The sequence below is a fragment of the Paenarthrobacter sp. 22069 genome (genome assembly GCF_052046035.1).
GTDB lineage: Bacteria > Actinomycetota > Actinomycetes > Actinomycetales > Micrococcaceae > Arthrobacter.
On the sequence record NZ_JBQEQF010000008.1, the window covers coordinates 1 to 25636 of the forward strand.

Sequence of the window (25636 nt, forward strand, 5' to 3'; positions counted from 1 at the left end):
CTAGACGATATGAAGAGGAACAGAACCTGCCCGTCCGGGGTCGGTCCATTATCGCCGGGCGGTCCTGCAGCGCCGGCTTGATGTGATCGGCGGCCCTGAGAGGGATCTGGCCGCTGCAGGACCTGTTCCCGGCAGTGATGTCCCTTATCCCGGAAGGGCAGGTTCTGGCGGGAGCATGGGGGGCCGGGGCCTTCTGTTTCACAGGGTCCGTGGGTTGCCATTGGCGGCTCCCGTGGCCTGCGAGGCTCATTGGGGGTGCAATGGTAGTGCCACATGTGAGGTTTGGGAGGTCCCGGCTATGTTTGAGCATACTTTCATTGGTCTGGATGTTCACGCGGTCAATGTCGTCGGCCATGCGCTGAACCCAGGCACTGGTGAAATCAGTCTCCACACGATGGCCGCTGACCCGGCCCTGATCCTGGAGTGGGTCCGGCGATTCGAGCCGCCCGTCAAGGTCGTTTATGAGTCAGGCCCGACAGGGTTTGTACTGGCCCGGCACCTGCGGGCCGCGGGCATCAACTGTGTGGTGGCGGCGTCCTCGAAGCTGCTGCGCGCTCCCGGGGACCGGGTAAAAACCGACAGGCGGGATGCCCGGGTTTTGGCTGAGATGCTCGCGGTCGGCTCGGTCACCGAAGTCCGCATCCCGGAGCCGGACGAAGAGGCGTTGCGGGACCTGTCCCGGCTGCGCTCGGGCACCGCCAAAGACCTCGCGCATGCCCGGCAGCACGTGAACGCCGTCCTGCTCCGGCACGGGATCCGCTACCCCAAGGACAGCAGGTGGACTACAGAACACAGTCGGTGGCTGCACCGCCAGAGCTTTCACGACCCGGCGCTGCAGTTCACCTACGACGCCGATGTCGAGCAGGCCGAGCTGCTTGCAGCGCATCTGGCTCGCATCGACAAACAGATCACCATCACAGCGGCGGCGTGCCGCTACGCAACAGTGATTGACGCGCTGATGTGCTTACGCGGCATCCAGCTCACGACCGCGTTCGGTCTGGCCGTGGAAATCGGTGACTGGACCCGCTTCACCGGCTCATCCATCGGCTCCTATCTCGGTCTGGTCCCCAGCGAAGAATCCTCCGGCCAGTCCCGGCACCAGGGCCCGATCACCAAAGCCGGCAACACCTATGCCCGGAAACTCCTCATCGAAGCGGCTTGGCAGCACCGCCGCCCCTACGCCCGGCCCGGAGAACGGCTGCTGCGCCAACTTGACCTGGTCGCGCCGGCAACCCGCATCCGGGCCCTCGAAGGAAACCACCGGCTGCACCGCAAATGGGAACACTTCGATGAACGCCACAAAATGTCAGTGAAGGCCAACACGGCGATCGCCCGCGAACTCGCCGCTTGGTGCTGGTCACTGGCCGCCCCGCTCCAGGAAGGACAACACATGAAAGCGGCCTGACCCGGAACCTGCCCGCCGACAGTGAGCAGTTGCGGGGGGCGATGACAGCACCCGGAGCCAACTCGGGCTTCAGCTATGAGCAGACGGTCCAAACCACCATCGACGCTCGATCCTAGACACCGATACGCTCCAGCCGAACAAATCGTCATGCGGTAACCAACCCGCGAATGTCAGCCTGACACTGCCCCAGTCGAAAAAGACTCGCCACGCCCCCCACAGCATCACAACCGGCCGGCACACGATGAGCGGCCCCCGGGAACCAAACCCAGGAGCCGCTCATCCATGCACTCTTGACAACGAGATCTACATATCAGCTGGCGGCAGCTGCCGGCGCGGAAGCGGCAGGGGCCGGCGCCGGTGCAGCCGGAGCCGCGGAAGGTGCGGGGGAGACGGAGCTGCCCTTGGAGTCGCGGGAATCAGTGCGGTAGAAGCCCGAGCCCTTGAAGACGACGCCGACGCTGTTGAACTTCTTGCGCAGCGTTCCGCCGCATTCGGGGCAGGCCGTCAGGCTGCTGTCCGAGAACGACTGGACGATGTCGAAGGCGTGGCCGCAATCCTTGCAGGCGTAAGCATATGTAGGCACTGGTGCTCCTCCTCTTGGGCAAACGAGAGGTCCCGTGCTGCCAACTGGTAAACCATTAGCAGTCGCAGGGCCTGAGTGCTAATTCTATCACCTGGGTCCGGCACTTCCGTGGCTCAGGCGCCGCCCGCCAGGGACCGGTATCCGGAGGGCATGAGCACCCCCGGGACCGGCCGGTCGAACTCCTCAGCAGGAATCCGGCCGGCGGGCAGCAATTCTTCGTCGTATATAACGGCGGCGAGAGGGATTTCCTTCCCTGCCGTAGCAAGATGCCCCAGGAATTTGTCGTAGTAGCCGCCGCCCTGGCCAATCCTGTTGCCGGCGAGGTCCACCGCTGTGGCCGGAATAAAAAGCACCGCCGCACCCCCGGCCGTCTCGGGGCCGTGCCGGACCCCCGCGGGTTCCAGGATCGGCGCATATTTGCTGCGCTCGAATCCGGTCTCCGGGGTCCAGTACACCCAGCTCAGTTCCCGCCCCGGTTCGCACACGGGGAGCAGCACGCTGTGGCCGCTTCGGTGCAACGCAGCAATCAATGGCAAGGTGGGCGGTTCCTGTCCCACGCCAAGGTACACGCAGGCGGTCCCCGGGCTGCCGCCGGTGACCGTTCCCGCCCAGGCTGCCCCGTGGACGGCCAGGGCCGAACCCGCGGCCTCCAGCTGCTCCGGGGAGAAGCCTGCCCGCCGCCGCCGGTGGGCAGCGCGGATATCGTCCTTGACTGCGTTTGTCTCCTGAAGCATGGTGTCCTTCCTGGATGGCCCTTGATACCGCGCCTTCGCGGTCCGGGGCGGGGCCGCCGCGCCGGTGGTTACTGAAATGCCTGACTGACGCTAGATTAGACCGGTGAACACCAGTAACCCCAGAGTCCGCAAAGCCGTCATTCCCGCAGCGGGCCTGGGCACCAGGTTCCTGCCCGCCACCAAGGCCATGCCCAAGGAAATGCTCCCTGTCGTGGACAAGCCTGCCATCCAGTATGTGGTGGAGGAAGCCGTCCATGTGGGCCTCAATGACGTACTGATGATTACCGGGCGTAACAAACGCGCCCTGGAAGACCACTTCGACCGGGTGCCTTCCCTTGAATCGACCCTTGAGGACAAGGGGGACACGGAGAAGCTCGCAGCCATCCAGGCGGCAAGCCAGCTGGGCGACATCCACTACGTCCGGCAGGGCGACCCGCATGGCCTGGGCCACGCCGTGCTCCGGGCAAAGCAGCATGTGGGCAAAGAAGCCTTCGCGGTCCTGCTGGGGGATGACCTCATTGATGCCCGTGACGAACTGCTCAGCACCATGATTGACGTGCAGGCGAAAACCGGAGGCTCCGTCGTCGCGCTCATTGAGGTTGAACCAGAGCAGATCAGCGCCTACGGCTGCGCCGACGTCCAGGCCATTGACGGCGAGGACTACGTCCGCGTCAACCGGCTCGTCGAAAAACCTTCGCAGGAGGAAGCGCCCTCCAATCTGGCCCTGATCGGGCGCTACGTCCTGCACCCCGCCGTCTTCGACGTCCTCGAGCACACCGAGCCCGGACGCGGCGGCGAAATCCAGTTGACGGACGCCCTGCAGGAACTGGCATCCGGCGACGCCGAGGGCCACGGCGTGTACGGGGTTGTGTTCCGCGGCCGCCGTTATGACACAGGCGACAAGCTCAGCTACCTCAAAGCCTGCGTCCAACTGGCCATCGACAGCGAAGACCTGGGTCCCGGCCTGCGGGAATGGCTGCCGGGCTTCACTGCCGGTCTCTCCCGGTAACGCCATGCAGAGCGGTCCCATTTGGCCGGTCACCCTGGAATGCGGCGACCTGGTCCTGCGGCCTATCCGTTACCGGGACAAGAAGGAGTGGACGGAGGTCCGGTCGCGGAACAGTGAGTGGCTGGCGCCGTGGGAGGCCTCCAACCCGGATCCGGGCGGCGGGCTGCCCGATTACCGGCACATGGTGCGGTCACTGAAGATGCAGGCCGCCCAGGCCACGGCGCTTCCGTTTCTGATCACCGAGTGGACGCCGGGCCTCAGGAGCCCCGCGATCGTGGGGCAGCTGACGGTGTCCTCGATTGTCTGGGGTTCAGCCATGATGGCCACCCTGGGGTATTGGGTGGACCAGGCGCGTGCCGGGCGGGGGATCGCCCCCACCTCCGTGGCCCTGGTGACGGACCATTGCTTCCGGACCCTCGGCCTGCACCGGATGGAAATCAACATCCGGCCAGAGAACGGGCCGAGCCTCCGGGTGGTGGAGAAGCTGGGATTCCGGGACGAGGGGTACCGGCCGCGGTTCCTGCACATCAACGGTAAATGGGCGGACCACCGCTCCTTCGCCCTTACATCGGAAGAGGTCCCGGAGGGCCTCCTGGGCCCATGGTTGGCATCACGTCGTTCACAAAACCCGCCGTTTGCCTCCGGGGGCACGACACACCCTTGGTAATGCGGCCTGAGCAGGCATGATGCTCATACGGTTTTGAGTGTGGACTTCCCCCTTAGCAGCTCAGTGATCCTCGTGGTTGCCGTCGCGCTCTGGATTGTATGGGTTGCCCCTTACGTCCTCCGGAACCGTCGGCAGCAGTTCCAGCCCGCCGTCGACTTCCTGGCAGACGCCCCCGCCGATGAGAGGCCGGACCCGCCCGCCGGCCTGGTACTGAACGTCGCCGCCCAGCAGGAGAAAGCCATGGAACCCAGGAAGAGTGCAGGACCCGCTGCCGGAACTGCAAGCACGCCGGCTCCGGCAAAACTCCGCATCCGTTACGGCCGGACCGCCCTGGCGCTGGTGGGGCTGTTGTCCCTTCTCACCGCTTTCATCTCCGGTGTGCTGCTGCCCTTCGGCGTCGGTTCAGCCGCCCTTCCGCTCACGTGCACCCTGTTGACCGTCGCGTCCGTGGCACTGCTGCGCTGGCTCGCGGTCCGGGACCGCAAAGCAAAAGTCAATGCGGCATTCCGCTCCGCCATGAGCGCGCCGGCACCCCGACGTGACACAGCGGTCGCCGTTCCGCCCAAGCCCGAGGCAGCACCGGCCCGGCCGGAAAGCCCGCTCTTCGACGCCGAGGCCGGGCAGGCCAAGGTCAAGCCGCTGACTGCCGTGGAACTGCGTGAAGCAGCCCTCGCCGTTGCTGTTGCTGCGGGCGACGCGAGTGCTGCTGCGCCAGCGTCCGGCACCCCCTGGGAGCCTGTCGAAGTCCCCAAGCCCGTCTACGTGGAAGCAGCCAAGGCTGAACGTCCCGACCCGGAGCCGCTGGAGCTTCCCGAGGCGCCGAAAGCGGTTGGCAAACCCTCGCTGAAGAAGGGGGCCACTGCACCGGCGGAGGCGGCTGCAGCGGAAGCCCAGCAGCTGTCCAAAGCCCAGAAGGCCCTGAGTAACCTGGACGACGTGCTGCAGCGCCGCCGGGCATAAGGTCCGACGGCGGCACACGGACTTAGGCGCGAACGTCCAGAAGGCGCAAACACGCGGCGCAATTTGGCGTTGTGCGGGGATTATTTGTAGCCTAGGGACACCGGTTCCGCACCAGCGGGTGTTGCCCGCAGGAACGGCCAATATCGGGGGCTATAGCTCAGTTGGTAGAGCGCTTCGTTCGCATCGAAGAGGTCAGGAGTTCGAATCTCCTTAGCTCCACAGTTTGCAGGGGATTTGGTCCCCTGACGATGCCTTGAGGAAGACATCGTGGACTAGGACTTTGGAAGCCCCTGCAAGGGCCTGGAAGCCCCGTCACGCCTCACGGTGCGGCGGGGCTCTTCTGCGTCCCGGGGTTGAGCGCTTCGCTTCGTTCTGAACCGGTTCGGTCCCGCACCGCCGGGAAGGTTTTACGAGAGACCTGAATCCGATACGAGTTGGGCCCGTCCTTCTTCGAGCCTGTAGGCGACTCCGACCACCGCGGTGGAAGAGTCGTGCACGGCCGCGGCGATCACCGGGGAGCTTTCCAGCAGCCGCTCCGCTGTCAGCTTGGCATGGTCGACGACCATGTCGTTGATCTCGGTCCTGCCCTCCCGCAGGGACGTGAGCACCGACGGCGTGATGCGTTCGACCAGGTCACGGATGAAGCGCTGGGGCATCTCCCCGGTTTCCAGTGCTTCCTTGGTCGCGGTGACGGCGCCGCAGTTGTCGTGCCCGAGGACGACGATCAATGGGACGTGAAGGACAGAAACGCTGTACTCCAGGGACCCGAGAACGGCGTCGTCGAGCACGTGGCCGGCCGTGCGCACCACGAAGGCATCGCCAAGCCCGAGGTCGAAGATGATCTCGGCGGCGAGACGTGAGTCGGAGCAGCCGAAGATGACCGCGAAGGGGTTCTGGTTGCTTAGTAGTTGGTGGCGCCGGGATGCCCCCTGATTCGGGTGCCGCGCGTCTCCGGAAACGAACCGGGCGTTTCCTTCAGACAGTCGCTGCCAGGCTTCGGAGGGGCTGAGGCTAGTGGTCACCCTGCTTACTTTAGGGGACGCTTCCCGCACCGGGTGCACAGTGGGCTTGGCGGGGACCGCATCAGCCGCGACATGAAAGCTGCGGCCGAACGTCGGCGTGGCCGCCTACGCCCAGCAGGCCGGGATCCGGCTCACCGAGGACAATCAGCGGGCCAAGCTCTCATGACATGCTTCGCCGGCACTTCCCACTTCAACCCGAACGCCGCCTCCTTCCTTTCGGCGGCCGTCAAACCCGCGGCGCCCACCGCTGGCCGTGATCCTCACACAAAGGCTGGTTAAGGCCTGCTGAAACGACGACACTGCCCCGCTGGAAGAGGCAGGGCAGCGTCGCAGGGTGTGGCGGTGCCTAGAGGCCGACGTCCTTTTCGGCGGTGACCCAGTTGGTGGCGATCGCCTTCTGGGCGGCGGCGAGGGTGACCTTGTGGGCGCAGACGGCCTTGTTCAGCCGGGTCTCGATCGCGTCCTTGGGGTTGGTGGTGCCGGGTGCTCCGGCGCGGTTGGGTTCGGGCCAGAGGTTGGAGACGGCGTTGGTGCCGCCCAGCTGGAGCGAGATCAGATGGTCATACTCGGTCGTCGAAGCGCCGCTCTGGCCGTACTGGGTCAGGCTCAGTGCCTTGGTCTTATCGGTGTCCGAAGCAGGTGCGCGCACCGTGGTGGTGTAGCCGGACTTGCAGATGGTGGAGGCCAAGTTGTCCTGGGTGACGGCCGGGTCCACGGCACCGGGGGTGCAGGCCGGGTCCGGCAGGTACAGCCCTGCGGCAGTATCAATGGTGCGTGCCTTGCACTGGCCGGGGGCCAGGTTCAGGTCGATGGCGACACTGTTGGGAGAGTGAACGGTCTTCACAGCGGTGGCGTTGCCGGGCAGCGGGCCTGCGGGGATTGCCTGGACGGTGGGGGCTGATCCGTCGGCGGTGTCCTCGCCCTCGGTGCTGTCCTCGTCATCACCCTGCGCCGCCGGGGCGGATGAGGCGTTAGGTCCAGGTGCCGCGGACTGGTGCTTCTGCGCGTTGGTGTAGAGGAAGCCGACGACAACCAGGGCGGCGATCAGTGCGGCGGCGAGGAGGGCGAGGCGGGAGCGGGAGAACGTCATGACTCACATGTGTACGGCGGGTCAGAAGAACATGCCCGGTAGGCCAACAGCGGAGGGGGCGCGGAAGCATCCCCTCCACAGTTCTATCTTGCGAGCCCACTGTGCAGATCCGCGCCGCGCCGGTCAGCCCACGTGAATGCCAGACCTTGCCGCGTTGTCGGGCTCCGTCTCACGCAGGATTTCCCGCAAGCGGACCCGCCTTTGGAGCCGGGAGGGAATACCAGGGCCGCATTTCGCCTTGTTCCTACTGAGGCGTCGACGACTGGCTGCCTCCCTCGAAAGGATCCTCTTGCCCATAGCTTTTATCCCATTCACCATGCACGCCTCCGTCCGCGCCGACAACGGCCGCACCTTCCGCACCGACATTGAGCGGATGAGCCACGGACATCTCGGTTCGACGCCGCTGGACGTACTCAGGTCAACGAACGACCAGGCAGTGTTCCGCGGAGCCGTCCCGAAGGGCCCGCACACCGCAACCGATGCGAGCCTCGCCCGCTATCTGGAGGACCGTCTCGCCCGCGAGAACATCCACATGAACCTCTGCGTCACCATCGAACGGTAAGCAGTTCCGCGAAGCCCCGGACCCCGCTGGTCCGGGGCTTTCTTGTGCCTGCCCATCGGCCCCGGAGGAAGTGGGGGAGACCCTCCTATCAAATGCCGGAGCAAAGATGCCGTTATCGGTTTCCTCCACGGATGTCAGCCCAGGCTCTCCCTGCCTCCCATGAGGAAAGCGCCGAACGGCAGGCGGTCCGGGGGAGCGGGCCGGTTCCTCCGCAGAGGGGTGGCGACCCCAACCATGTGCTCGCCGAAAGCCTTCAACGGGTCCTGGTGAGCCGGAACTTCCAGAGCTCGCGTGATTCCAGTGGAATCTGGCTCCAGGTAGTGTCCGGCGAGATTTCCGGCCCGTGTTGCGAAACGGGTACGAAACCCGAGTCGTCGCTGCGAGCCGCATGTTCGGGAATTTGCGGCATGCCCAGCAATCCGGTGCAAAAAAGACCGGCCAGAATGTATCGGGAATGCCGGACTAAACTATTGGTGCTTTCCTGGGTCGACATGGAAGCCTGCGATTCAATTCAAAGAGCCTGACCCGTGAGCCCCAAAATACGCCCCCGCGCAGCGCCGCATAAGGGTTGCCGATCCCCGTTTTAACCCCCTATTTTCAGCATCGTGACCAGGTGTGGGGGGAGGCATTCAATGGCTCCGTCATCGTCCCAGCGCGTTGGCGTCCCGCCCTGGCACCATCTGCTCTCATACCTCCTGTTGTGTGCCGACGCTCCAAGGCCTAGCTTGAAGGAAGTATTGGACGGGAAACGTCAGGAGCCTGGATGGACGATAAGACCGTAGGCAACCTGGCGGAATTCGGGGTCCGCGACCGCAATCTGGCCGGCGGCAAGGGCGCCAACCTCGGCGAACTGGTGCGGGCAGGTTTCCCGGTTCCGCCGGGGTTTGTCGTGACGACGGCGGCCTACCGTGCAGTGCTGGGGGAATCTGGCGTGGGTGAGTCTTTGGCGGCATTGGTTGAGGCCGATGCGCCCGGATCTGAGATGCGGCACCTGTTCAGCGCAACCAGGATCCCCGGACAGCTCCGCGGAGATATCGCCGCCGCATACGCTGCACTTGGCAGTGGCCCCGTGGCGGTGCGTTCCAGTGCCACGGCGGAAGACCTGCCGGGCGCAGCGTTCGCGGGCCAGCAGGACACGTACCTCAATGTTGTTGGCGAGAGCGCCGTGATGCAGGCTGTGGTTGATTGCTGGGCCTCCCTGTGGACGGAACGCGCCATCTCGTACCGGCGGCGCCAGGGCATCGACCCCGCGGGCGTGGCCATGGCCGTCGTGGTGCAGGAGATGGTCCAGGCAGATACGGCCGGTGTCATGTTCAGCGCCAATCCCGTGACAGGGGAACGCCACGAGGTTGTCATCGATGCCGGGCAGGGCCTGGGGGAGGCAGTCGTTTCGGGTGAGGTCACTCCCGACCGTTATGTCCTGGACCCAACCGGCGCATTACGCTCCTTCAGCCCCGGCGGAAACGGGATGGCCGCCGGTAGCGCAGGCATGGACGGTGTGGAGGCAACGGCCAGCGGGACGGCGCAGTCCAGGCCGGGACTCAGCCAGGAGCAGTTGGCGGAGCTGGTGCGGTTGGCCGTTCGGGCACAGGACCATTTCGGCTGCCCGCAGGATGTGGAGTGGGCAATAGCTCGCGGGCATGTCTGCCTCGTGCAGGCCAGGCCCATAACGGCCCTTCCGCCGCAGCCAATGCCGCTCAACCGGTTCCAACGGCTGGTAGGTCCGTTCTTCCTGGAGATGTTCCAGGTCCGTCCCTATCCCCTCGATGTGTCCGGCTGGATGCAGCGCGGAATCCTTGCCATGCTCCACGGCATGGCCGGCAGCGTCGGCATTGCGTTCCCGCCACTGCAGAACCTGTTGCCGGAAGAGGATGGGGTGGTGGTTCGGCTGGTGCCGCCGGTACCAAAGCCCACGTTTCGTACGCTGGCCGCGCCGTATTCACTGGTCCGGCGTGCCAAACGCTATAACCCGGCCCGGTGGACAGGCGACCCCCGGTTCAGTAGTTTCCTTGCTGACGTTGACCGGCTCAACAGGCAGGAACCCCGTTCTATGCCCTGGAAGGGGGTGGTTTCCCACGCGGAAGAGGCCTTCGCCACCATGCGCGGGATCACGCAACTCAGGATCTCCTACCTTCCCGGGGTGCTTCTCTCCCAGCTGAAGTTGCGGTTGATGCTTCTGCTGCTGGGCAGGCGTAGGCTTGCACCGGCGCTGATCGCGGGCGCGCAAACCCGCACCAGCCAGGCCAACAAAGCACTTGAAGAGCTGGCCGCCCAGGTCCGGTCCAACCCGGACCTGGCTGGAAACGTCACCCGCCTGAACCCGGACGAACTGCTGGCCACCCTGATGCAGCGGGAGGAGTTCGCAGACTTTTATGCGGCATTCAAGGCATTCCTCGCAGAATATGGCCACCGCGAGACCTTCAGCGTGGTCCTCAGCAGTTCGCCAACGTGGTCCGATGCCCCGGAGGTCGTGCTGGGACTGGTGAAATCCATGACCGGCCAACGGCCCCCGGCACCCGACCAGACCGGTGATGCACTTGAAGACCTGATGCGGCATCCGGCCATGCGGGTCCGCTGGCTGCGCCGGCGGGTGATGGCCGCTGTCGAGTCCGCAAAGGCGGGCATGGCATTCCGGGAAGACAGCCACTTCTATGCCACCATGGTCCTTCCGCCGCTGCGCCGGTCACTGCTGGACCTCGGCAGGCGCCTCACGCAGGCAGGGGTCCTGGCCGGGCCGGCAGACGTTTACCACCTGCGTTTCGAAGAGCTGGACGGGATTGAGGACGGCGACGCGCTTTCCGCAGCCGACAGGGAAAGGTACCGCCGGACAGTGGGGGCCAGGGCAGCCAAGCGGAGAGAGCTGGAGGGAATTCCGCTGCTCGAGCCCAGTACCTTGTTTCCCAGGCCCAAAGGTACAAAAGGCGCCCTGGTGACCGGCACGCCGGCCAGCCGCGGCCAGGCCAAGGGAGCAGTGCGCATCATCCGCGGCCCGGATGAGTTTGGCTTGCTGTGCAGCGGCGAGATCCTCGTTTGCCCGTATACCAACCCATCCTGGACCCCGTTGTTCCAGCGGGCTGCCGCCGTGGTGGTGGACCTCGGCGGTCTCGGTTCCCACGCGGCCATTGTTGCCCGGGAGTACGGCATCCCTGCCGTCATGGGCACGGGCTCCGGTACAAGGACCCTGGTGGATGGGCAAATGGTGGTGGTGGACGGCACCGCAGGCATGGTCTCCGCTGCTTGATCCAGGGCAGCAGCGCTGCGGGGGGCAGACCGTATTGCCGCGTGGAACAGGAATATATTCCGGCAAAACGCAGCGGCAGGCTCCGTCTCGTCAACCTGGTGGGGCCTAGAGTGGGCCCATGGGAATCATCATCGGACTTCTTGTCATCTGGCTCATCCTGTCCATCGTTGGCTTTGTTGTGAAGGGTCTTATCTGGCTCGCCATTATTGGCCTGGTCCTCTTTGTCGCCACGGGCGTCTGGGGCTGGCTGAAGCGCAGAACCAACGCCTGACCCAAACAGAGCATGCCGGACCGCTCGTCGTGAACCCGGCGGGCGTTCGGCTTCATGCCTCCATCGGCCCCTATCCTTCACGCCTCCCGGCGGAGCCTACAGCCAGCCCTTCTTCTTGAAGATGCCGTACATCAAGGCTCCGGCAGCCACCATGAGGAGCAGCGCGAACGGATACCCGAACAGCCAGTGGAGTTCGGGCATGTTGTCGAAGTTCATACCGTAAATGCCGGCCACGAATGACGGTGCGAACAGGATCGCCGCCCACGAAGAGATCTTCTTGACCTGCTCGTTCTGCTCGGCGCTGGCTTCATTTTGACGGTTTGCGGTCAGCGTTCCGTCCAGCGTGAGGGCGTTCTGCAGCAGGTCGCGGAATGAGTCCGCCCGGGAGATCACCCGCTCAACATGGTCCTCCACGTCACGCAGGCTGTGCTGCAGTTCCGTTTCCACCTGGTATTTCTCGAATCCCCGCTTCAGCTGGTCCAGCATCTCCGGGAGGGGGTGGATGGCGCGCTGGAACTGGATGACTTCGCGTGCCAGTTCGTAGATACGGCGTGACACGGAGGAATCGCCGCTGAACAGCTGGTCCTCAATTTCGTCAATGTCGTTCTCAAGACCGGCCACCACGGGCGCGTAGTCATCCACCACCCGGTCCAGCAGCGCATACAGCACGGCTTCGGGCCCATGCTTGAGAAGGTCCGGCCGTGCCTCCAGCCGCTGCCGCACCCGGGCCACGCCTGCCGTCTCGGCATGCCGTACCGTCACCACGAAGTTCCTGCCCGTGAAGACGTGCAGTTCGCCGAATTCCACGGTTTCGTCCGCATCCATGTACCGGGCAGGCCGGAGGACGGTGAACAGGTTGTCATCGTAACGCTCCAGCTTCGGCCGCTGGTGGGCAGAGACGGCATCTTCCACGGCAAGGGCATGGAGCCCGAACTCGCTGGCCACGGCCGCCATTTCCTCAGCGGTTGGCCGGTAAAGCCCGATCCACGCCATGCCGCCGTGCTCCGCCAGGGTCTCAAAGGTCTGTTCCAGGCTCTCCGGCTCGGCGTGCCGGACGCCGTTGACGTAGACGGCGTTATCGATGATGGTCATTCAGGAAATCCTAGCCGTCGGAGCAGTACTGCTGAGGCCGCTGATGAGGGGCTCGGTCCGGTAGGGGATATGGGTGTGCAGGGCCAGCACGGTCTCGGTCCGGATGACTCCCTTGATCCTCAAGACCTGCCGCAGGGAGGACTGGAGATTATGGGTGTCCGTGGCAACCACCCGGCACCAGACGTCGCCCCGGCCGGAGATTTCGTGGACTTCCAGGACCTGCGGGATGAGCCGCAGCGCCGCCACGACGCCGTCGAGCTCGCGGTGTGAAACCTCGATGGTCACGAAGGCCACCACGTCATACCCGACCGCCTCCAGGTCGACCTCCCGGCCGCCCGGACGCAGCACTCCGGCACGCAACAGACGCCGGACACGCGATTGCGCCGTATTCCTCGCAATGCCCAGGGCCTCGCTGAGCTCGCCAATCTGGATACGGGGATCCCTGATAAGGGCCAGCAGGATCTTCAGGTCCGTGGGGTCCAACTTATTCATGATCGTCACTCTCCATCATGTTGCCCATCAAAAATTGATGCTTTTGCTCAATTATCTATGTGGAAAGCGATCGATAGCGCAGACGTGCCGCATTCTTGAACCATCACAGTTGTATCCGCGCCGGGCTCCCACAAGGACCACCTGCCGCGGCGATCCTAAGGCGGCACATTTGACGGTCTTCAGCGAACTGCGCATGCGCCCGGCAACGGCTGCGCCCAGCGGGTGGAACGCGTCCACCACGGCGCGCCTTGTAATATCCGGGACGGTCATCTTCATGCTCCTGGTGGGCGCCAACCTTGCCACGCCGCTGTACCCGCTGCTTCAGGCCAACCTGGGATTGTCCAGCCTCGAAGTGACAGCAGCTTTCGCCAGCTATGTCCTGGCCTTGGTGGGGACACTCCTGCTGGCTGGCCACTGGTCCGACCACATCGGCCGTCGGGCGGCCCTCCTGGTCGCCGTCCTGACCGGGTTGGCGGGCGGCTGGATCTTCGCCGAGGCAGCAACATTGGCCTCCCTCTGCGCGGGCCGGGCGCTGCAGGGAATGGCGGTCGCGCTCGCCACGGGAGCCAGCGCTGCCGCACTTCGCGAACTGCTGCCCTCCCGGCCGGAGTGGGCGTCACGCTTCACCCTGCTGGCGTCCTCGGGGGGAGTTGCTGCCGGGCCGGCCGTCGGCGGGCTGCTGTCGCTGCTTCCCGGTGCCACCACGGCGCCGTACGTGGTCCATTCGCTGCTGCTTGCCGGTCTCCTGGTGCCCCTGTACTTGATCCGCGCCCGACCCGCGATCATGGTTCCGTCCGTCTCCCGGCCACTCCACGCCCTTGCCCCGCGCCGCCCCTCCGTGTCCAGCCAGGCGAGGGGCGCTTTCTGGCTGGCGTCCGGCGTCGGATTCCTGAGTTTCGCCGTGTTCGGATTCTCGCTTTCGCTGGCCCCCGGCTACTTCGCGCAGGTCCTGGGCACCGATTCCCGTCCGCTCATCGGCGTGCTGGCGGGCCTCCCGCTGGCGGCGTCAGCCCTGAGCCAGCTGGTGAGCGTGCGCGGGCGCCTGACCGTACCTGCGGGGCTGGCCGTCCTGGGCATTTCCGTGATGTTGCTGGGCGCCGCAGGTGCCTGGCACAGCCCCCTCCTGTTGGTCGGCGCCGCCGTCACCGCCGGCCTGGGGCAGGGGCCCGCATTCCGGACGGTCTTCAACGAGGTGGCGGGCAAGGTGGAGCCGGCACGCCACGCACAGATCATCAGCACCGTGTACGTCATCACCTACCTGGGGAGCGCCGTTCCGGTCCTGGGCCTGGGCTGGGCCAGCGCCGTGTTCGGAATGGCGGAAGCCGTGCAGGGCTTCGTCCTGCTGTGCGGCTCGGCGGCGCTGCTCCTGTCGGCCGCCACGCTCGCCACGTTCATCAAAAGCTCGGCGCACCCGTCCGCCTAAGGCGGGGGTGGCCCGTGGCTGGGCTACTCGGGAAGAGGCCCGTGGTTGCCCTGGATGTGTTCGAAGACGAGCGTGGTTTCGGTGTGCCCCACCACGGGGTCGGTGGCCAGGTTGTCCAGCACCCAGTCACGCAGGTCCTCGGTGCTTCCGACGGCGATGTGCAGCAGGTAGTCCACGGAACCTGAGGTGTGGAATGTCGAAAGCACGGCCGGCAGGTGCGGCACGCGGGCTGTGAAGCGGTCGATCTGGTCCCGGTCGTGGGCCCGGAGCCGGACCGCCACCAGCGCCTGCACGGACCTGCCGATGGCGGACAGGCTGAGCTTGGCCTCGTAGCCCTGCACAATCCCGCGTTCCGACAACGCACGCGTCCGCATGAGGGCCGTGGACGGTGCGATCCCCACCATTTCGGCGAGCTGCTTGTTGGAAATCCTGGCGTCTGCCACCAGGGCCGCCAGGAGCCGCTCATCAATGGCATCCAATGGTTCAAGGTGTGCCCCGGCCCGGATGTTCCTGGGATTCGTACTCACTGCGGTTCCTTCCACGCGTTCCTCAGTTCATCCTAGACCGCAGAATCGCCGCAACCGGTGCTTCCAGCGCAGGGACTGCCGAACATCCGCACCATCCTGTAGTCCCCGGCGGACGCTTAATTCGAAGCCCCGGTCTCAGGCGGGGGCGCCTTGCCGGGGATGGACGACGGCGACAGTAGCGGCCGTTAGGCACGCCAGGGCCATGACGGCTCCGGCGAGTGCCGTCCAGCCCCACGCCTGGAACACCAGGCCGCCGGCCCAGCCCAGCAGGCTGGAGCCCAGGTAGTAGGCCAGGTTGTACAGTGAGGCGGCTTGCGCCCTGCCGGTGCTCGCTATGGCACCCGTCCAGCCTGAGCCGATGCTGTGGGCGGCGAAGAAGCCTCCAGTGAACACCACCAGCCCGGCCAGGATCAGCACCAGCGACGGGGTGAGGGTGAGTGCCAGTCCGGTCAGGGCGAGGCCGAGTCCGGCCAGGAGGACATTCCGGCGCCCGTACCTGGCCGTCATGCCTGCCGCCCACCGGGAGGAAAACGTTCCGGACAGGTAGGCCAGGAAAATCAGGCTGATCACGGTGGCCGGCAGTCCGAACGGGGCTGCGGACAGCCGGAAGCCCAGATAGTTGTAGACGGCCACGAACCCGCCCATCATCAGGAAGGCCTGGGCGTACAGGGCCAGCAGCCGGACATTGCGCAGGTGGCCGGCAAGTGTCCGCAGGGCGTTGCGGAGGCCTGCGGCCGGCGCCGGCACAAACCCGCGGGCCCGGGGCACCAGGACAAGGAACACGACGGCGGCAACGGTCGCCAGCAGGGAAACGGCCAGGGCAGCCGACCGCCAGCCCCACAGTTCCCCAGCCGGGCCGGCCACGAGCCGTCCGGACAGTCCTCCAAGGGTGGTGCCAGCGACGTAGCTTCCGGCTGCAAGGGCCGCATGTGCTCTGCTGACTTCCTCGTTGAGGTAGGCAATGGCGATGGCAGGTATACCGCCCAGGGCCATGCCTTCCAGCAGCCGCAGGACCAGCAGCATAGCGAAGTTGGCGGACAACGGCACCAAGAGTCCCAGGACTGTGGCAGCGGTGATGCCCCACATCATGGCCTTGACCCGGCCGATCCTGTCCGCCAGGAAGGACCAGGGGATCACGGTGGCAGCCAGGCCGACGGTGGCCAGGGATATGGTGAGTGCCGCCTCCGCCGCCGTGATGTGCAGGTCGGCCGCCAGGAGGGGAAGGACCGCCTGTGTGGAGTAGAGCTGGGCAAACGTCGCCACCCCGGCGCAGGACAGGCCGGCGAGGATCCGACCATACGCCCTGGATCCCTTCACGTGGCCGTTCCAGTTTCGGTTCTCGTCGACGCCCGCGCCGCGACTCTGTGGCATCAAGCCAGCGTAGCCGTTGCAAATGAATGCCTCCAATGCATCTTTCGTGGCAAAGTAATAGCAGGATCGGATTGGTTACCGAGAGGGGCGGAGCATGGAACCGGACCGGAGACAGCTGGCGCAGTTGCTGCCCCTCCTGCCGGTGCTGGCCGAGCTGGGCCGCACCGAGCACGTCACGGAGACCGCGGAAATCCTGGGAGTACCCCAATCTTCGGTGAGCAGGGCGCTGGCACGGGCAAGCGCCGCTGTCGGTACCGAACTTGTGGTCAGGGACGGCCGCGGTGTCCGCCTGACGCCTGCTGCGCGCATCCTGCTGCCCTACATTGAGCAGGCGCTCGCGGAGTTCCAGGCCGGGCTGGATGTGGTCCGCAACCAATCCGAGGTGGTCCGGGGCTCTGTTTCCGTGTCGTTCCAGCACACCTTCGGCGAGGCCACCCTGCCCCTGCTCATCAGTGCCTTCCGCGCCCGCCACCCCGGCGCCGGGTTCCGGCTCAGCCAGGGCGCCCGCAGCCAGTGCCTGGATGAACTGGCTGCGGGAGAAGCGGACCTGGCCCTGACGGCGCCGGTGGCTCCAGCCGGCAGGAACCTCGATTCGGCGCCTCTCTACCGTGAGCCGCTCCGGCTGGTGGTGCATCATGCCCACCCCCTTGCGCGGCGGCAGTCGGCCCGGGTGACAGACATCCGGGGCGAGCCGTTCGTTGCGCTCGGTCCCGGATACGGGTTGCGGTCCTTGACTGACTCCTTGTTCCGTGAGGCGGGGTACCGGCCCCGGATCGCCTTCGAAAGCCAGGATTCGCATACGGTGCGCGGCCTGGTTTCGGCGGGCCTCGGCGTCAGCATCCTGCCACCCGGGGGCGACGCGCCGGGACGGACCCTCCGCCCCGAAACGGGGGACCTGGGGTGGGTGGAAGTGCGGCTGGACTCCCCGCTGGCATTCCGGGAAGTCGGAGTCAGCTGGCGGCGGCGGAAACCCGAAAGCGAGCCCCTTCCCGCTCGGCTGTTCCGGGAACTGGTGGTGGGCCAGGGGCCGGCCCTGGTCGCGGGGCTGGCCAGGAAGGCAGGTGCCTGACCGCAGGCTGCCAGCCACCGGGCGCAGGGCGCGGGCAGGCCTTCTGACGGGATGCAACTGCAGAAGGGGCGGCCGGAGGATGTATGCGTCCGTCCCCACCACCCCCAAGTACCCTTGTGACGTGACCAACACGCAGAACCCCTCCGCCAACCCTGTCCGCCAACCGGCAGACCCGCCGTCCGATGCACTGCAGGGGGTCACGATCGGGCTGGATATCGGCGGCACCAAGACCCATGGTGTTCGTTTTGAGGACGGCCTGCCGGTTGCCGACGACTCGTCAGGGAGTTCCAACGTCCAGAACGTCACCCGGGAGCAGGCCGCCCACAACCTGGCAGATCTTTTCGCGAGGATCGGCGGGGGCCGCGTGGACAGGGTGTACGCGGGGTCCGGCGGGATCGATACCGACGAGGACGCCGCCGCACTGGCTGCCTTGATCCAGCCGCTGGTGCCGGAGGCCAGCGTCACCGTTGTCCATGATTCCCGCCTGCTGCTCGCCGCCGGCCGCGCGAATACCGGAGTGGCGGTCATCGCCGGGACCGGCTCGGCAGCCTGGGGACGCAATTCCGACGGCGGCGAGGCCAGGGCCGGCGGGTGGGGATACCTCCTGGGGGATGAAGGCAGCGGTTATTGGCTGGGCAGGGAAGCGGTACGGCACAGCCTGCGAAGGATGAACCAGGGCCTCCCCATCGACCAGCTCACGGCGGCACTCCTGGCATCATGCGGCCTCGACCACCCCAACAAGCTGATCGCGCTGTTCCATTCGCCCGACATGGGACGGCGGTTCTGGGCCCAGCAGGCACGGCACGTCGTGGAGGCGGCGGCGTCGGGACACCGGGACAGCGGGGCCCTGCTGGACCAGGCCGGGAAGGACCTGGCCGATCTTGCCGGGCAGGTCCTGGGCCAGCTGGACATCCAAGGCCCCGTGATCCTGGGCGGCGGCCTGGGCACGAACGTGGCACCCGTTCAGGAGTCATTCCGCCGGAACCTTGAAGCCAAGGGAATTACGGATGTCCGGGTGCTGGACCAGGAACCGGTGTTCGGCGTCCTGCAGCTCCTGGCCGAGCCCGCCTGACGAAAGGCGCTACCCGACGGAGCGCTTCCGGGGCGTCAGGCGGACGCCGGGAAGCGGGGGAGCGGGGATGCGTCCGGCTTCCGGCCCGGCATCCGGGCCGTGTCCGGGTACCAGTCCATAGCGTGAGGCTGCGGTTGCGGCGTCCGGCAGCCCGGCCTGGGCTTCCCAGTCTTCCCGGGCCTGTTCCACTTCGTCATGCGTGCGGCCCACGAAGTTCCACCACATCAACAGTTCCTCGCCGAACGGTTCGCCGCCGATGAGCAGGAACCGCGTTCCGGGCTGCGCCTGGAGCCGCAGCTCGCTGCGGCCGGTGCCCAGGTAGCCCAGCGGTCCCGCCGGAAGGTCCTGCCCATCCACCGCCAGGCCGCCGTCGAGCACCAAAATGCCGTGCTCAAAGGCGGGGTCCAGCGGCAGCACCGCCTCTCCTTCGCAGGAGACCTCTGCACCGACAATGGGCGAATACATCGTTGCCGGCGACTGCACTCCGGCAAGTTCACCCACCATCACTGTGGCGGTGAAGCCGTGCCCTGCGGCACGGGGCAGTTCCCGGTGCTGCTCGAACGAAGGTTCCCGGTGGCGGTCCCCGTCGGGAAGGGCAACCCAGAGCTGGAGGCCACGCTGGAGCGGCAGCTCCCCGCCGCCAGCGGGAAGCACCGCGAACTCGGAGTGCGACACCCCGTGCCCTGCGGTCATGATGTTCAGCTCCCCGGGACGCACCACCACGTCGCTGCCCACGCTGTCACGGTGCCGGATGTGCCCCGCCAGCGGCCACGTCACTGTCTGCAGCCCGATATGCGGATGGGGAAGCACGGACATGGCCGTGCGGTCCGGGCCGAAGCTGTCCAGGAAGCACCAGGCCCCGATCGTCGGCAGTCCCCGCTGGGGCAGCGTGCGCTTGACGTTCATGGCCCGGACCCCGCCCAGCGGAACCTCGCGTTCGGGCCACAGCTGCAGGCAGGGCCCGGGCGTCCCTCCGGCAGTGGCGGGCGGGCAGACTTCCTGCTGTGGTGAAACTTCCAAGTTGGTCACGCCTCCACTTTAAGCGCCTGCCGTTCCGATGTCCGTGCGGTTGTGGCCCATCCGCGTGGGGGAGGGTGCCGAATGGTCACAGTAGGGATTCCTTTTGCGGGGATTAGGGCCCGATCTGGTGAAGCCGGGCCCCGTTTGGGCTAGCGTAACTAACAGCTTGCTGATGGCAATATCGCGGTGCTGGCAGCAGCCCGTCCGAGAGAACAGGTAAGTCCGCACCATGGACCAGGCGATGATCGAGTTCCAGAGCGTTACCAAGCAGTACCCGGGCGGCCAGCCGGCGGTTGACGGATTGTCCATGTCCATCACCAAAGGCACTGTCACCGTATTTGTTGGCCCTTCAGGCTGCGGAAAAACAACATCCCTCAGGATGATCAACCGGATGGTGGAGCCCACGTCCGGCACCATCACCGTCGATGGCCGCGTTGTTACCTCGGTGCCGGCAGCCGAACTGCGCCGGTCCATGGGCTACGTCATGCAGTCCGCAGGTTTGCTGCCGCACCGGTCGGTCCTGGACAACATCGCCACTGTTCCCCGGCTGAACGGCGTGTCGAAAGCGGATGCCCGCCGGCGGGCGGAGGAACTCCTGGACGTGGTGGGCCTGGCGCACTCCCTGGGCAGGCGCTACCCCTCACAGCTCTCCGGCGGCCAGCAGCAGCGCGTGGGTGTGGCCCGCGCACTCGCCGCTGACCCGCCCGTGCTCCTCATGGATGAGCCCTTCAGCGCCGTGGACCCGGTGGTCCGCGATGAACTGCAGCAGGAACTCCTGCGCCTGCAAAAAGACCTGGCCAAAACCATCGTGTTCGTAACCCATGACATCGACGAAGCCACCATTCTCGGTGACAAGGTGGCCGTTTTCGCCACCGGCGGCAAACTGGCGCAGTACGCTACGCCGGAGGAAATCCTGCGGGCGCCGGCGAACAACTTCGTGGCATCGTTTGTCGGCCGGGACCGCGGCTTCCGCCATTTGGGGTTCACTGCGGCCGACGGCGTGGCGATCCATACCGTGCCCACGATTGTTCGCTCGGCCGGAGGGTACCAGTCGGACTCCAGCGCAGCCGGAGGCTGGCAGCTGGTGGTGGACGGAGACTTGCGTCCGCTGGGCTGGTCGGCCCCGGGCACCGAAACCGAACTCGTCCCCGGCGGTTCCCTGTTCCGCGCGGGAGAAAGCCTCAGGCGTGCCCTGGACGCCGCCTTGTCCTCGCCGTCGGGCCTTGGCGTGGCGGTGGATCCCGACGGCAAAGTCCTGGGCGTGGTCCGCGGCGGGGAAGTCCTGGCACTGATCGAGGAAGCGCGCCAGATGCGGCAGGCTGCCCTCTGATGGAATGGTTCCTGGCCAACACGGGCATGATCCTGGAACGCGGCGGACAGCACCTGGTCCTGGCGCTGGTACCCATGGTCCTGGGCCTGGTGATATCCATCCCGCTGGCGCAGCTGGCGCGGCGGAACGGAGCGCTGCGTTCAGCAGTGCTGACAGCTTCTTCCCTCCTGTACACCATCCCGTCCCTCGCGCTGTTCATCATCCTGCCCACCATCCTGGGCACCCGGATCCTGGACCCCCTCAACGTGGTGGTGGCCCTGACCATCTACGCCGTGGCGCTCCTGGTCCGCGCCGCCCTCGACGCCTTCGATTCCGTTGACGCGGACGTCAGCCAGGCTGCCCAGGCCATGGGCTTCAAGCCGCTGGCCCGGTTCCTGCAGGTGGACCTGCCGCTCTCTCTGCCGGTCATGTTCGCCGGCCTGCGGGTTGTGTCCGTCAGCAACATCTCGCTGGTCAGCGTTGCGGCGCTGCTGGGCGTTGGCAACCTGGGCATGCTTTTCACCGACGGCCTGCAGCGCGACTTCGTCACCGAGGTAGTGGTGGGGATCGTCGCCATCCTGGTCCTGGCCCTGGTGATGGACGCCATCCTGGTTCTGCTGGAACGCGTCCTCACCCCATGGGAGCGGGCCGGAGGACGGCGGGACCATGCAGCGGACCACGGACCGCATCCTGCCGGTGAGCCCGCCACGTCCATGGCAGGGGAGGCGGCATGAGCAACGTTTTCTCCGACACGTTCGCCTGGCTCGCCGATCCGCTCCACTGGTCCGGGAGCATGGGCATTCCCGTACGGCTTGCGGAGCACCTGCAGTACACCGGGCTGGTCATGCTCATTGCCACCGCCATCGCCGTTCCGGTCGGGTTGTTTGTCGGCCACACGGGACGGGGCCGCGTGGCGGTGGTGGCCTTGGCCGGGGCCCTGCGGGCTTTGCCCACCCTGGGCCTGCTGATCCTGTTCGTGCTGCTCGCCGGCATCGGGCTGATGCCGCCTATCTGGGCCCTGGTGATCCTCACAGTGCCCCCGCTGCTTGCGGGCACCTACGCCGGTATTTCCAGCGTCGACAGGAACGTCGTGGACGCCGCCCGCGCCATGGGGATGACCGAACTGCAGGTCCTGTTCCGGGCCGAACTGCCCAATGCGCTCACCGTCATGTTCGGCGGCTTCCGGACCGGTGTGCTGCAGGTCATCGCCACCGTCTCCGTGGTGGCGTACATCAACCTGGGCGGCCTCGGCCGCTACCTCTTCGACGGACTTGTCCTCAGCGACTTCCCCCAGATGCTGGGAGGCTCCCTCCTCATCGCAGTGCTGGCGATCGCCGTCGACCTCGTCCTGTCCCTGTTCCAGAGGCTGTTCCTGACCCAGGGGGCCTCGAAGCTGTCCTACCACGGCCAGCAGGCCGCGGTTGATCTCACAGACCCCGTAGTTGCGGAGACTGTTGTACAAGGAGGTAAGTCATGAAAGATAGCCGTCCCCAGCGCCTCGGCAGGCGGGCATTCAGCGGCCTGGCCGCCGGGCTTGGCCTGGCAGTGGCACTGTCCGCCTGTGGAGGATCGTCCGATCCCTTGAAGAACGCGCCTGCCTCCAGCAGCGGCGCATCCGGCGGAGCGACCTCCCTGGTGGTGGGCTCCGCTGACTTCCCCGAAAGCCAGATCATCGCCGAACTGTACGCCGGTGCCCTGAATGCCAACGGAATCACCGCCACCACCAAGCCGAACATCGGGTCCCGCGAGGTCTACTTCAAGGCCGTCCAGGACGGTTCCGTGGACGTTGTGCCGGACTACAGCGGCAACCTGCTGCTGTACGTGGACAAGGAAGCCAAAGAGGTCTCGGCAGGCGACATCGCCAAGGCATTGCCGGGCAAGCTCCCGGACGGCCTCGGTGTACTGGACGTGTCCAAGGCCGAAGACAAGGACGCCATGGTGGTCACCAAGGCAACCGCCGAGAAGTACCAGCTGAAGTCCATTGAGGACCTCGCCAAGGTCTGCAGCGACATTGTCGTGGGGGCCCCGGCCACCTTCGGCGAGCGCGCGTACGGCCTTCCGGGGCTGAAGAAGAACTACAACTGCGTGCCCAAGAAGCTGGAACCGTTCAGCGACGGCGGCGGCCCGGTAACGCTCAAGGCCCTCCTCGAGGACCAGGTTCAGGTGGCCGATATCTACACCACCACGCCGTCCATCGCGGACAACGACCTGGTGGTGCTGGACGACCCCAAGAACAACTTCATCGCCCAGCAGGTGCTGCCGCTGTACAACAAGTCCAAGATGACTGACAAGGCCCAGCAGGCACTGAACTCCGTGTCGAGCGTCCTCACCACGGATGACCTGATCAACCTTAACCGCTCCGTCAGCGGCAGCCAGAAACAGGATGCCAAGACGGCAGCGACTGCCTGGCTCAAGGAAAAGGGCATCGTCAAGTAGGACGGTCCCTACCCGCTAAGGCGGGCGGCTGACCGGTGATTACGACGGCGGGTGCCGGACTTGCGAAGGTCCGGCAGCCGCCGTCGGCGTGTGGTGGACGTCTCAACAGTGATGCATCCTTCCTGTGGCATATTTGAGGGATGGCAGAATTCAGGCAGTCCACGAAGCTTCACAACGTTCTCTATGACATCCGTGGACCGATCCTGCAGGCCGCCCAGCAGATGGAGGCGGAGGGCCACCGGATCCTCAAGCTGAACATCGGCAACCCGGCCCCGTTCGGCTTTGAAGCGCCGGACGCCATCCTGGTGGACATGATCCGCCACCTGCCGCATGCGCAGGGCTACAGTGATTCCCGCGGCATTTTTTCCGCGCGCACCGCCGTGTCGCAGTACTACCAGACCCGCGACATCCAGAACATCCATGTCGACGACATCTACCTGGGCAACGGCGTCAGTGAGCTGATCACCATGTCCCTGATGGCACTGCTGGATTCGGGCGACGAAGTCCTGATTCCCACCCCGGACTACCCGCTGTGGACCGCCTCCGTGGCTCTGGCCGGCGGGAAACCTGTCCACTACCTCTGCGACGAGGACTCCGGCTGGCAGCCTGACCTGGAGGACATGGAAGCCAAGATCACGCCCCGCACCAAGGGGATCGTGGTGATCAACCCCAACAATCCCACCGGTGCCGTCTACCCGGAGGAAACGCTCCAGCGCATTGTTGCGCTTGCGGAAAAGCACGGCCTGGTGATTTTCGCCGACGAGATCTACGAGAAGATCCTGTACGAAGACGCCGTCCATGTGAACCTCGCCAAGCTCACCGGGGACCACGTCCTGTGCCTGACCTTCAGCGGACTGTCCAAGGCCTACCGGGTCTGCGGCTACCGGGCCGGGTGGATGGCGATTTCCGGTCCAAAGAAGGACGCCGCGGACTACCTTGAAGGCATCAACCTGCTCGCGAACATGCGGTTGTGCGCGAACGTTCCGGCCCAGCACGCCATCCAGACGGCGCTGGGCGGCTACCAGAGCATCACTGACTTGATCCTTCCCGGTGGCCGGCTCCTGGAGCAGCGCAACAAGGCCTACGACATGCTGAACGCCATTCCCGGTGTCAGTACGCAACAGGCCCGTGGTGCCCTGTACCTGTTCCCGAAGCTCGACCCTGAGGTGTACCACATCCGGGATGACGAGAAGTTCGTCCTGGATCTGCTGAAGGAAGAGAAGATCCTGGTGTCGCACGGCAGGGCATTCAACTGGGTGCGCCCGGACCACTTCCGAATGGTTACCCTGCCCAACGTCAAGGACATTGAGGAAGCCATCGGCAGGATGGGGGACTTCCTAAGCAGGTACCAGGGGAACTAGCCTGTGCACACGGGCCTGCCGGTCCGTGCAGCGCTTGCGGAAAGGAACCCCATGGCCCGCGTCGTCGATTTCGACCAGCACCCTTCTAAAACCCTGCGGGCAGGGGAGGCGTTTTCCCTGGCGGACGTGGACCCCGGTGCGACACCCGGCTACAGCGGCAACAAGGACGACGGCAAGCTCCTGCTGGCCGGGATGGACGACGAGCTCTCCGGGTTGCAGGAAAAGCTCTTTGCCGAATCCCGCTTCGGCGGGACCAAACGGATCCTGTTGGTCCTACAGGCAATGGACACCGCGGGCAAGGGCGGCATCGTCAGTCACGTGATGGCGGCCATGAACCCTCAGGGCGTCCAGTTCAAGGCGTTCAAGGCCCCCACGGATGAGGAAAAGTCCTACGACTTCCTGTGGCGCATCGAGAAGGAAGTGCCGGCTGCCGGGATGGTGGGTGTCTTCGACCGGTCGCATTACGAGGACGTCCTGATCCACCGTGTCCACGGCTGGGCCAGCCCGGACGAAATCAAGCGGCGGTACGTGGCCATCAACGAGTTTGAGTCCAGGCTGACCGACTCCGGCACGAAGATCGTTAAGGTGATGCTCCACATCAGCGGGGAGGAGCAGAAGAAACGGCTGCTGGCCCGGCTGGACAACCCGGCCAAGCACTGGAAATACAGCCATGGTGACCTGGACGAACGTGCTTTCTGGGATGACTACATGGATGCCTACCAGGCAGCGATCGAGGAAACCAGCACGGCTGCCGCACCCTGGCACGTGGTTCCCGCCAACAAGAAGTGGTTCGCCCGGATCGCCGTCCAACAGCTCCTGCTGGGTGCGCTCTCCGGCATGAACCTGAAGTGGCCCAAGGCTGAGTTCGATGTCGCAGCCGAGCGCGAACTCGTGGCGCGTTCCTGACGCCCGCGTTAACC

Annotated in this window: 25 protein-coding genes and 1 tRNA gene; 17 read left to right on the forward strand and 9 right to left on the reverse strand. The window is 65.8% G+C overall.

Annotation, left to right across the window (positions count from 1 at the left end; genetic code table 11):
• Nucleotides 1-298: 298 nt before the first annotated feature.
• Complete coding sequence (locus tag ACTJK0_RS08025) at nt 299-1405, forward strand: IS110 family transposase (protein ID WP_223992154.1); 1107 nt, start codon at nt 299-301, stop codon at nt 1403-1405.
• A 310-nt stretch (nt 1406-1715) separates the two neighbouring features.
• On the opposite strand, the gene ACTJK0_RS08030 is transcribed toward ACTJK0_RS08025, so the two are convergent.
• Together ACTJK0_RS08030 and ACTJK0_RS08035 are read right to left on the reverse strand one after the other, a co-directional pair.
• Nucleotides 1716-1988: an FmdB family zinc ribbon protein gene (locus tag ACTJK0_RS08030; RefSeq protein WP_110541243.1), complete on the reverse strand. Its 273-nt coding sequence runs from the start codon at nt 1986-1988 to the stop codon at nt 1716-1718.
• 113 nt (nt 1989-2101) lie between these two features.
• Complete coding sequence (locus ACTJK0_RS08035) at nt 2102-2722, reverse strand: 5-formyltetrahydrofolate cyclo-ligase (protein WP_440744827.1); 621 nt, start codon at nt 2720-2722, stop codon at nt 2102-2104.
• A 103-nt stretch (nt 2723-2825) separates the two neighbouring features.
• On the opposite strand from ACTJK0_RS08035, the gene galU reads away from it, so the two are divergent.
• The 4 genes from galU (at nt 2826) to ACTJK0_RS08055 (ending at nt 5577) form a co-directional block, all read left to right on the forward strand.
• Nucleotides 2826-3731, forward strand: a complete 906-nt coding sequence (galU, locus tag ACTJK0_RS08040; protein WP_440744828.1) for a UTP--glucose-1-phosphate uridylyltransferase GalU — start codon at nt 2826-2828, stop codon at nt 3729-3731.
• A gap of 4 nt (nt 3732-3735) precedes the next feature.
• Nucleotides 3736-4398, forward strand: a complete 663-nt coding sequence (locus ACTJK0_RS08045) for a GNAT family N-acetyltransferase (RefSeq protein WP_440744829.1) — start codon at nt 3736-3738, stop codon at nt 4396-4398.
• A 63-nt stretch (nt 4399-4461) separates the two neighbouring features.
• Entirely contained in the window at nt 4462-5358 is an 897-nt protein-coding gene (locus ACTJK0_RS08050; protein WP_440744910.1) for a hypothetical protein, read from the forward strand.
• A 146-nt stretch (nt 5359-5504) separates the two neighbouring features.
• Nucleotides 5505-5577: transfer RNA gene (locus ACTJK0_RS08055), tRNA-Ala, on the forward strand.
• A gap of 188 nt (nt 5578-5765) precedes the next feature.
• Here ACTJK0_RS08055 and ACTJK0_RS08060 read toward each other — a convergent pair.
• Both ACTJK0_RS08060 and ACTJK0_RS08065 read right to left on the reverse strand, forming a co-directional pair.
• A complete protein-coding gene (locus tag ACTJK0_RS08060) occupies nt 5766-6380 on the reverse strand; it encodes a carbonic anhydrase (protein ID WP_440744830.1) in 615 nt (204 codons plus the stop codon).
• A gap of 346 nt (nt 6381-6726) precedes the next feature.
• Complete coding sequence (locus ACTJK0_RS08065) at nt 6727-7470, reverse strand: hypothetical protein (protein WP_440744831.1); 744 nt, start codon at nt 7468-7470, stop codon at nt 6727-6729.
• A gap of 289 nt (nt 7471-7759) precedes the next feature.
• Here ACTJK0_RS08065 and ACTJK0_RS08070 point away from each other — a divergent pair, with 289 nt between their 5' ends.
• The 3 genes from ACTJK0_RS08070 (at nt 7760) to ACTJK0_RS08080 (ending at nt 11544) form a co-directional block, all read left to right on the forward strand.
• Nucleotides 7760-8032, forward strand: a complete 273-nt coding sequence (locus tag ACTJK0_RS08070) for a hypothetical protein (protein WP_440744832.1) — start codon at nt 7760-7762, stop codon at nt 8030-8032.
• A 763-nt stretch (nt 8033-8795) separates the two neighbouring features.
• Entirely contained in the window at nt 8796-11273 is a 2478-nt protein-coding gene (locus tag ACTJK0_RS08075) for a PEP/pyruvate-binding domain-containing protein (protein WP_440744833.1), read from the forward strand.
• Nucleotides 11274-11391: 118 nt separating this feature from the next.
• Nucleotides 11392-11544, forward strand: a complete 153-nt coding sequence (locus tag ACTJK0_RS08080; protein ID WP_110541234.1) for an LPXTG cell wall anchor domain-containing protein — start codon at nt 11392-11394, stop codon at nt 11542-11544.
• A gap of 96 nt (nt 11545-11640) precedes the next feature.
• Here ACTJK0_RS08080 and corA read toward each other — a convergent pair whose 3' ends face one another.
• Both corA and ACTJK0_RS08090 read right to left on the reverse strand, forming a co-directional pair.
• Nucleotides 11641-12636, reverse strand: coding sequence for a magnesium/cobalt transporter CorA (gene corA, locus ACTJK0_RS08085; protein WP_110541233.1), 996 nt, complete (start codon nt 12634-12636; stop codon nt 11641-11643).
• Complete coding sequence (locus ACTJK0_RS08090; RefSeq protein WP_440744834.1) at nt 12637-13128, reverse strand: Lrp/AsnC family transcriptional regulator; 492 nt, start codon at nt 13126-13128, stop codon at nt 12637-12639.
• Between the two features lie 169 nt (nt 13129-13297).
• Here ACTJK0_RS08090 and ACTJK0_RS08095 point away from each other — a divergent pair, with 169 nt between their 5' ends.
• Entirely contained in the window at nt 13298-14551 is a 1254-nt protein-coding gene (locus ACTJK0_RS08095; protein ID WP_440744835.1) for an MFS transporter, read from the forward strand.
• 23 nt (nt 14552-14574) lie between these two features.
• Here the strand turns inward: ACTJK0_RS08095 and ACTJK0_RS08100 are convergent, their stop codons facing one another.
• Complete coding sequence (locus tag ACTJK0_RS08100; RefSeq protein WP_043452765.1) at nt 14575-15078, reverse strand: Lrp/AsnC family transcriptional regulator; 504 nt, start codon at nt 15076-15078, stop codon at nt 14575-14577.
• 135 nt (nt 15079-15213) lie between these two features.
• The gene (locus ACTJK0_RS08105; RefSeq protein WP_440744836.1) at nt 15214-16449 is read right to left on the reverse strand and encodes an MFS transporter; all 1236 of its coding nucleotides are present in this window, start codon (nt 16447-16449) and stop codon (nt 15214-15216) included.
• 94 nt (nt 16450-16543) lie between these two features.
• Here ACTJK0_RS08105 and ACTJK0_RS08110 point away from each other — a divergent pair, with 94 nt between their 5' ends.
• Both ACTJK0_RS08110 and ACTJK0_RS08115 read left to right on the forward strand, forming a co-directional pair.
• Entirely contained in the window at nt 16544-17518 is a 975-nt protein-coding gene (locus ACTJK0_RS08110) for a LysR family transcriptional regulator (RefSeq protein ID WP_440744837.1), read from the forward strand.
• 121 nt (nt 17519-17639) lie between these two features.
• Nucleotides 17640-18590, forward strand: coding sequence for an N-acetylglucosamine kinase (locus ACTJK0_RS08115; protein ID WP_440744838.1), 951 nt, complete (start codon nt 17640-17642; stop codon nt 18588-18590).
• A gap of 9 nt (nt 18591-18599) precedes the next feature.
• Here the strand turns inward: ACTJK0_RS08115 and ACTJK0_RS08120 are convergent, their stop codons facing one another.
• Entirely contained in the window at nt 18600-19619 is a 1020-nt protein-coding gene (locus ACTJK0_RS08120) for a pirin family protein (RefSeq protein WP_440744839.1), read from the reverse strand.
• A 220-nt stretch (nt 19620-19839) separates the two neighbouring features.
• Between ACTJK0_RS08120 and ACTJK0_RS08125 the strand changes: the two genes are divergently transcribed.
• From ACTJK0_RS08125 to ACTJK0_RS08150, 6 genes are all read left to right on the forward strand, one after another.
• Nucleotides 19840-20940 (forward strand): ABC transporter ATP-binding protein, encoded by a 1101-nt coding sequence (locus ACTJK0_RS08125; protein WP_440744840.1) that lies wholly within the window; start codon nt 19840-19842, stop codon nt 20938-20940.
• On the forward strand, nt 20940-21653 hold the full coding sequence (locus ACTJK0_RS08130; RefSeq protein WP_440744841.1) for an ABC transporter permease: 714 nt from the start codon (nt 20940-20942) through the stop codon (nt 21651-21653). The genes ACTJK0_RS08125 and ACTJK0_RS08130 overlap by 1 nt, the downstream gene beginning before the upstream one ends.
• Nucleotides 21650-22396 carry an ABC transporter permease gene (locus ACTJK0_RS08135; RefSeq protein ID WP_110541225.1) on the forward strand — a complete coding sequence of 249 codons (747 nt, stop codon included), beginning with the start codon at nt 21650-21652 and terminating at the stop codon, nt 22394-22396. Before ACTJK0_RS08130 ends, ACTJK0_RS08135 begins: the two co-directional genes overlap by 4 nt.
• Nucleotides 22393-23355 (forward strand): ABC transporter substrate-binding protein, encoded by a 963-nt coding sequence (locus ACTJK0_RS08140; protein ID WP_110541224.1) that lies wholly within the window; start codon nt 22393-22395, stop codon nt 23353-23355. Before ACTJK0_RS08135 ends, ACTJK0_RS08140 begins: the two co-directional genes overlap by 4 nt.
• Nucleotides 23356-23495: 140 nt before the next feature.
• A complete protein-coding gene (locus tag ACTJK0_RS08145; protein ID WP_110541223.1) occupies nt 23496-24716 on the forward strand; it encodes a pyridoxal phosphate-dependent aminotransferase in 1221 nt (406 codons plus the stop codon).
• Between the two features lie 51 nt (nt 24717-24767).
• Nucleotides 24768-25622: a polyphosphate kinase 2 family protein gene (locus ACTJK0_RS08150; RefSeq protein ID WP_110541222.1), complete on the forward strand. Its 855-nt coding sequence runs from the start codon at nt 24768-24770 to the stop codon at nt 25620-25622.
• Nucleotides 25623-25636 lie beyond the last annotated feature (14 nt).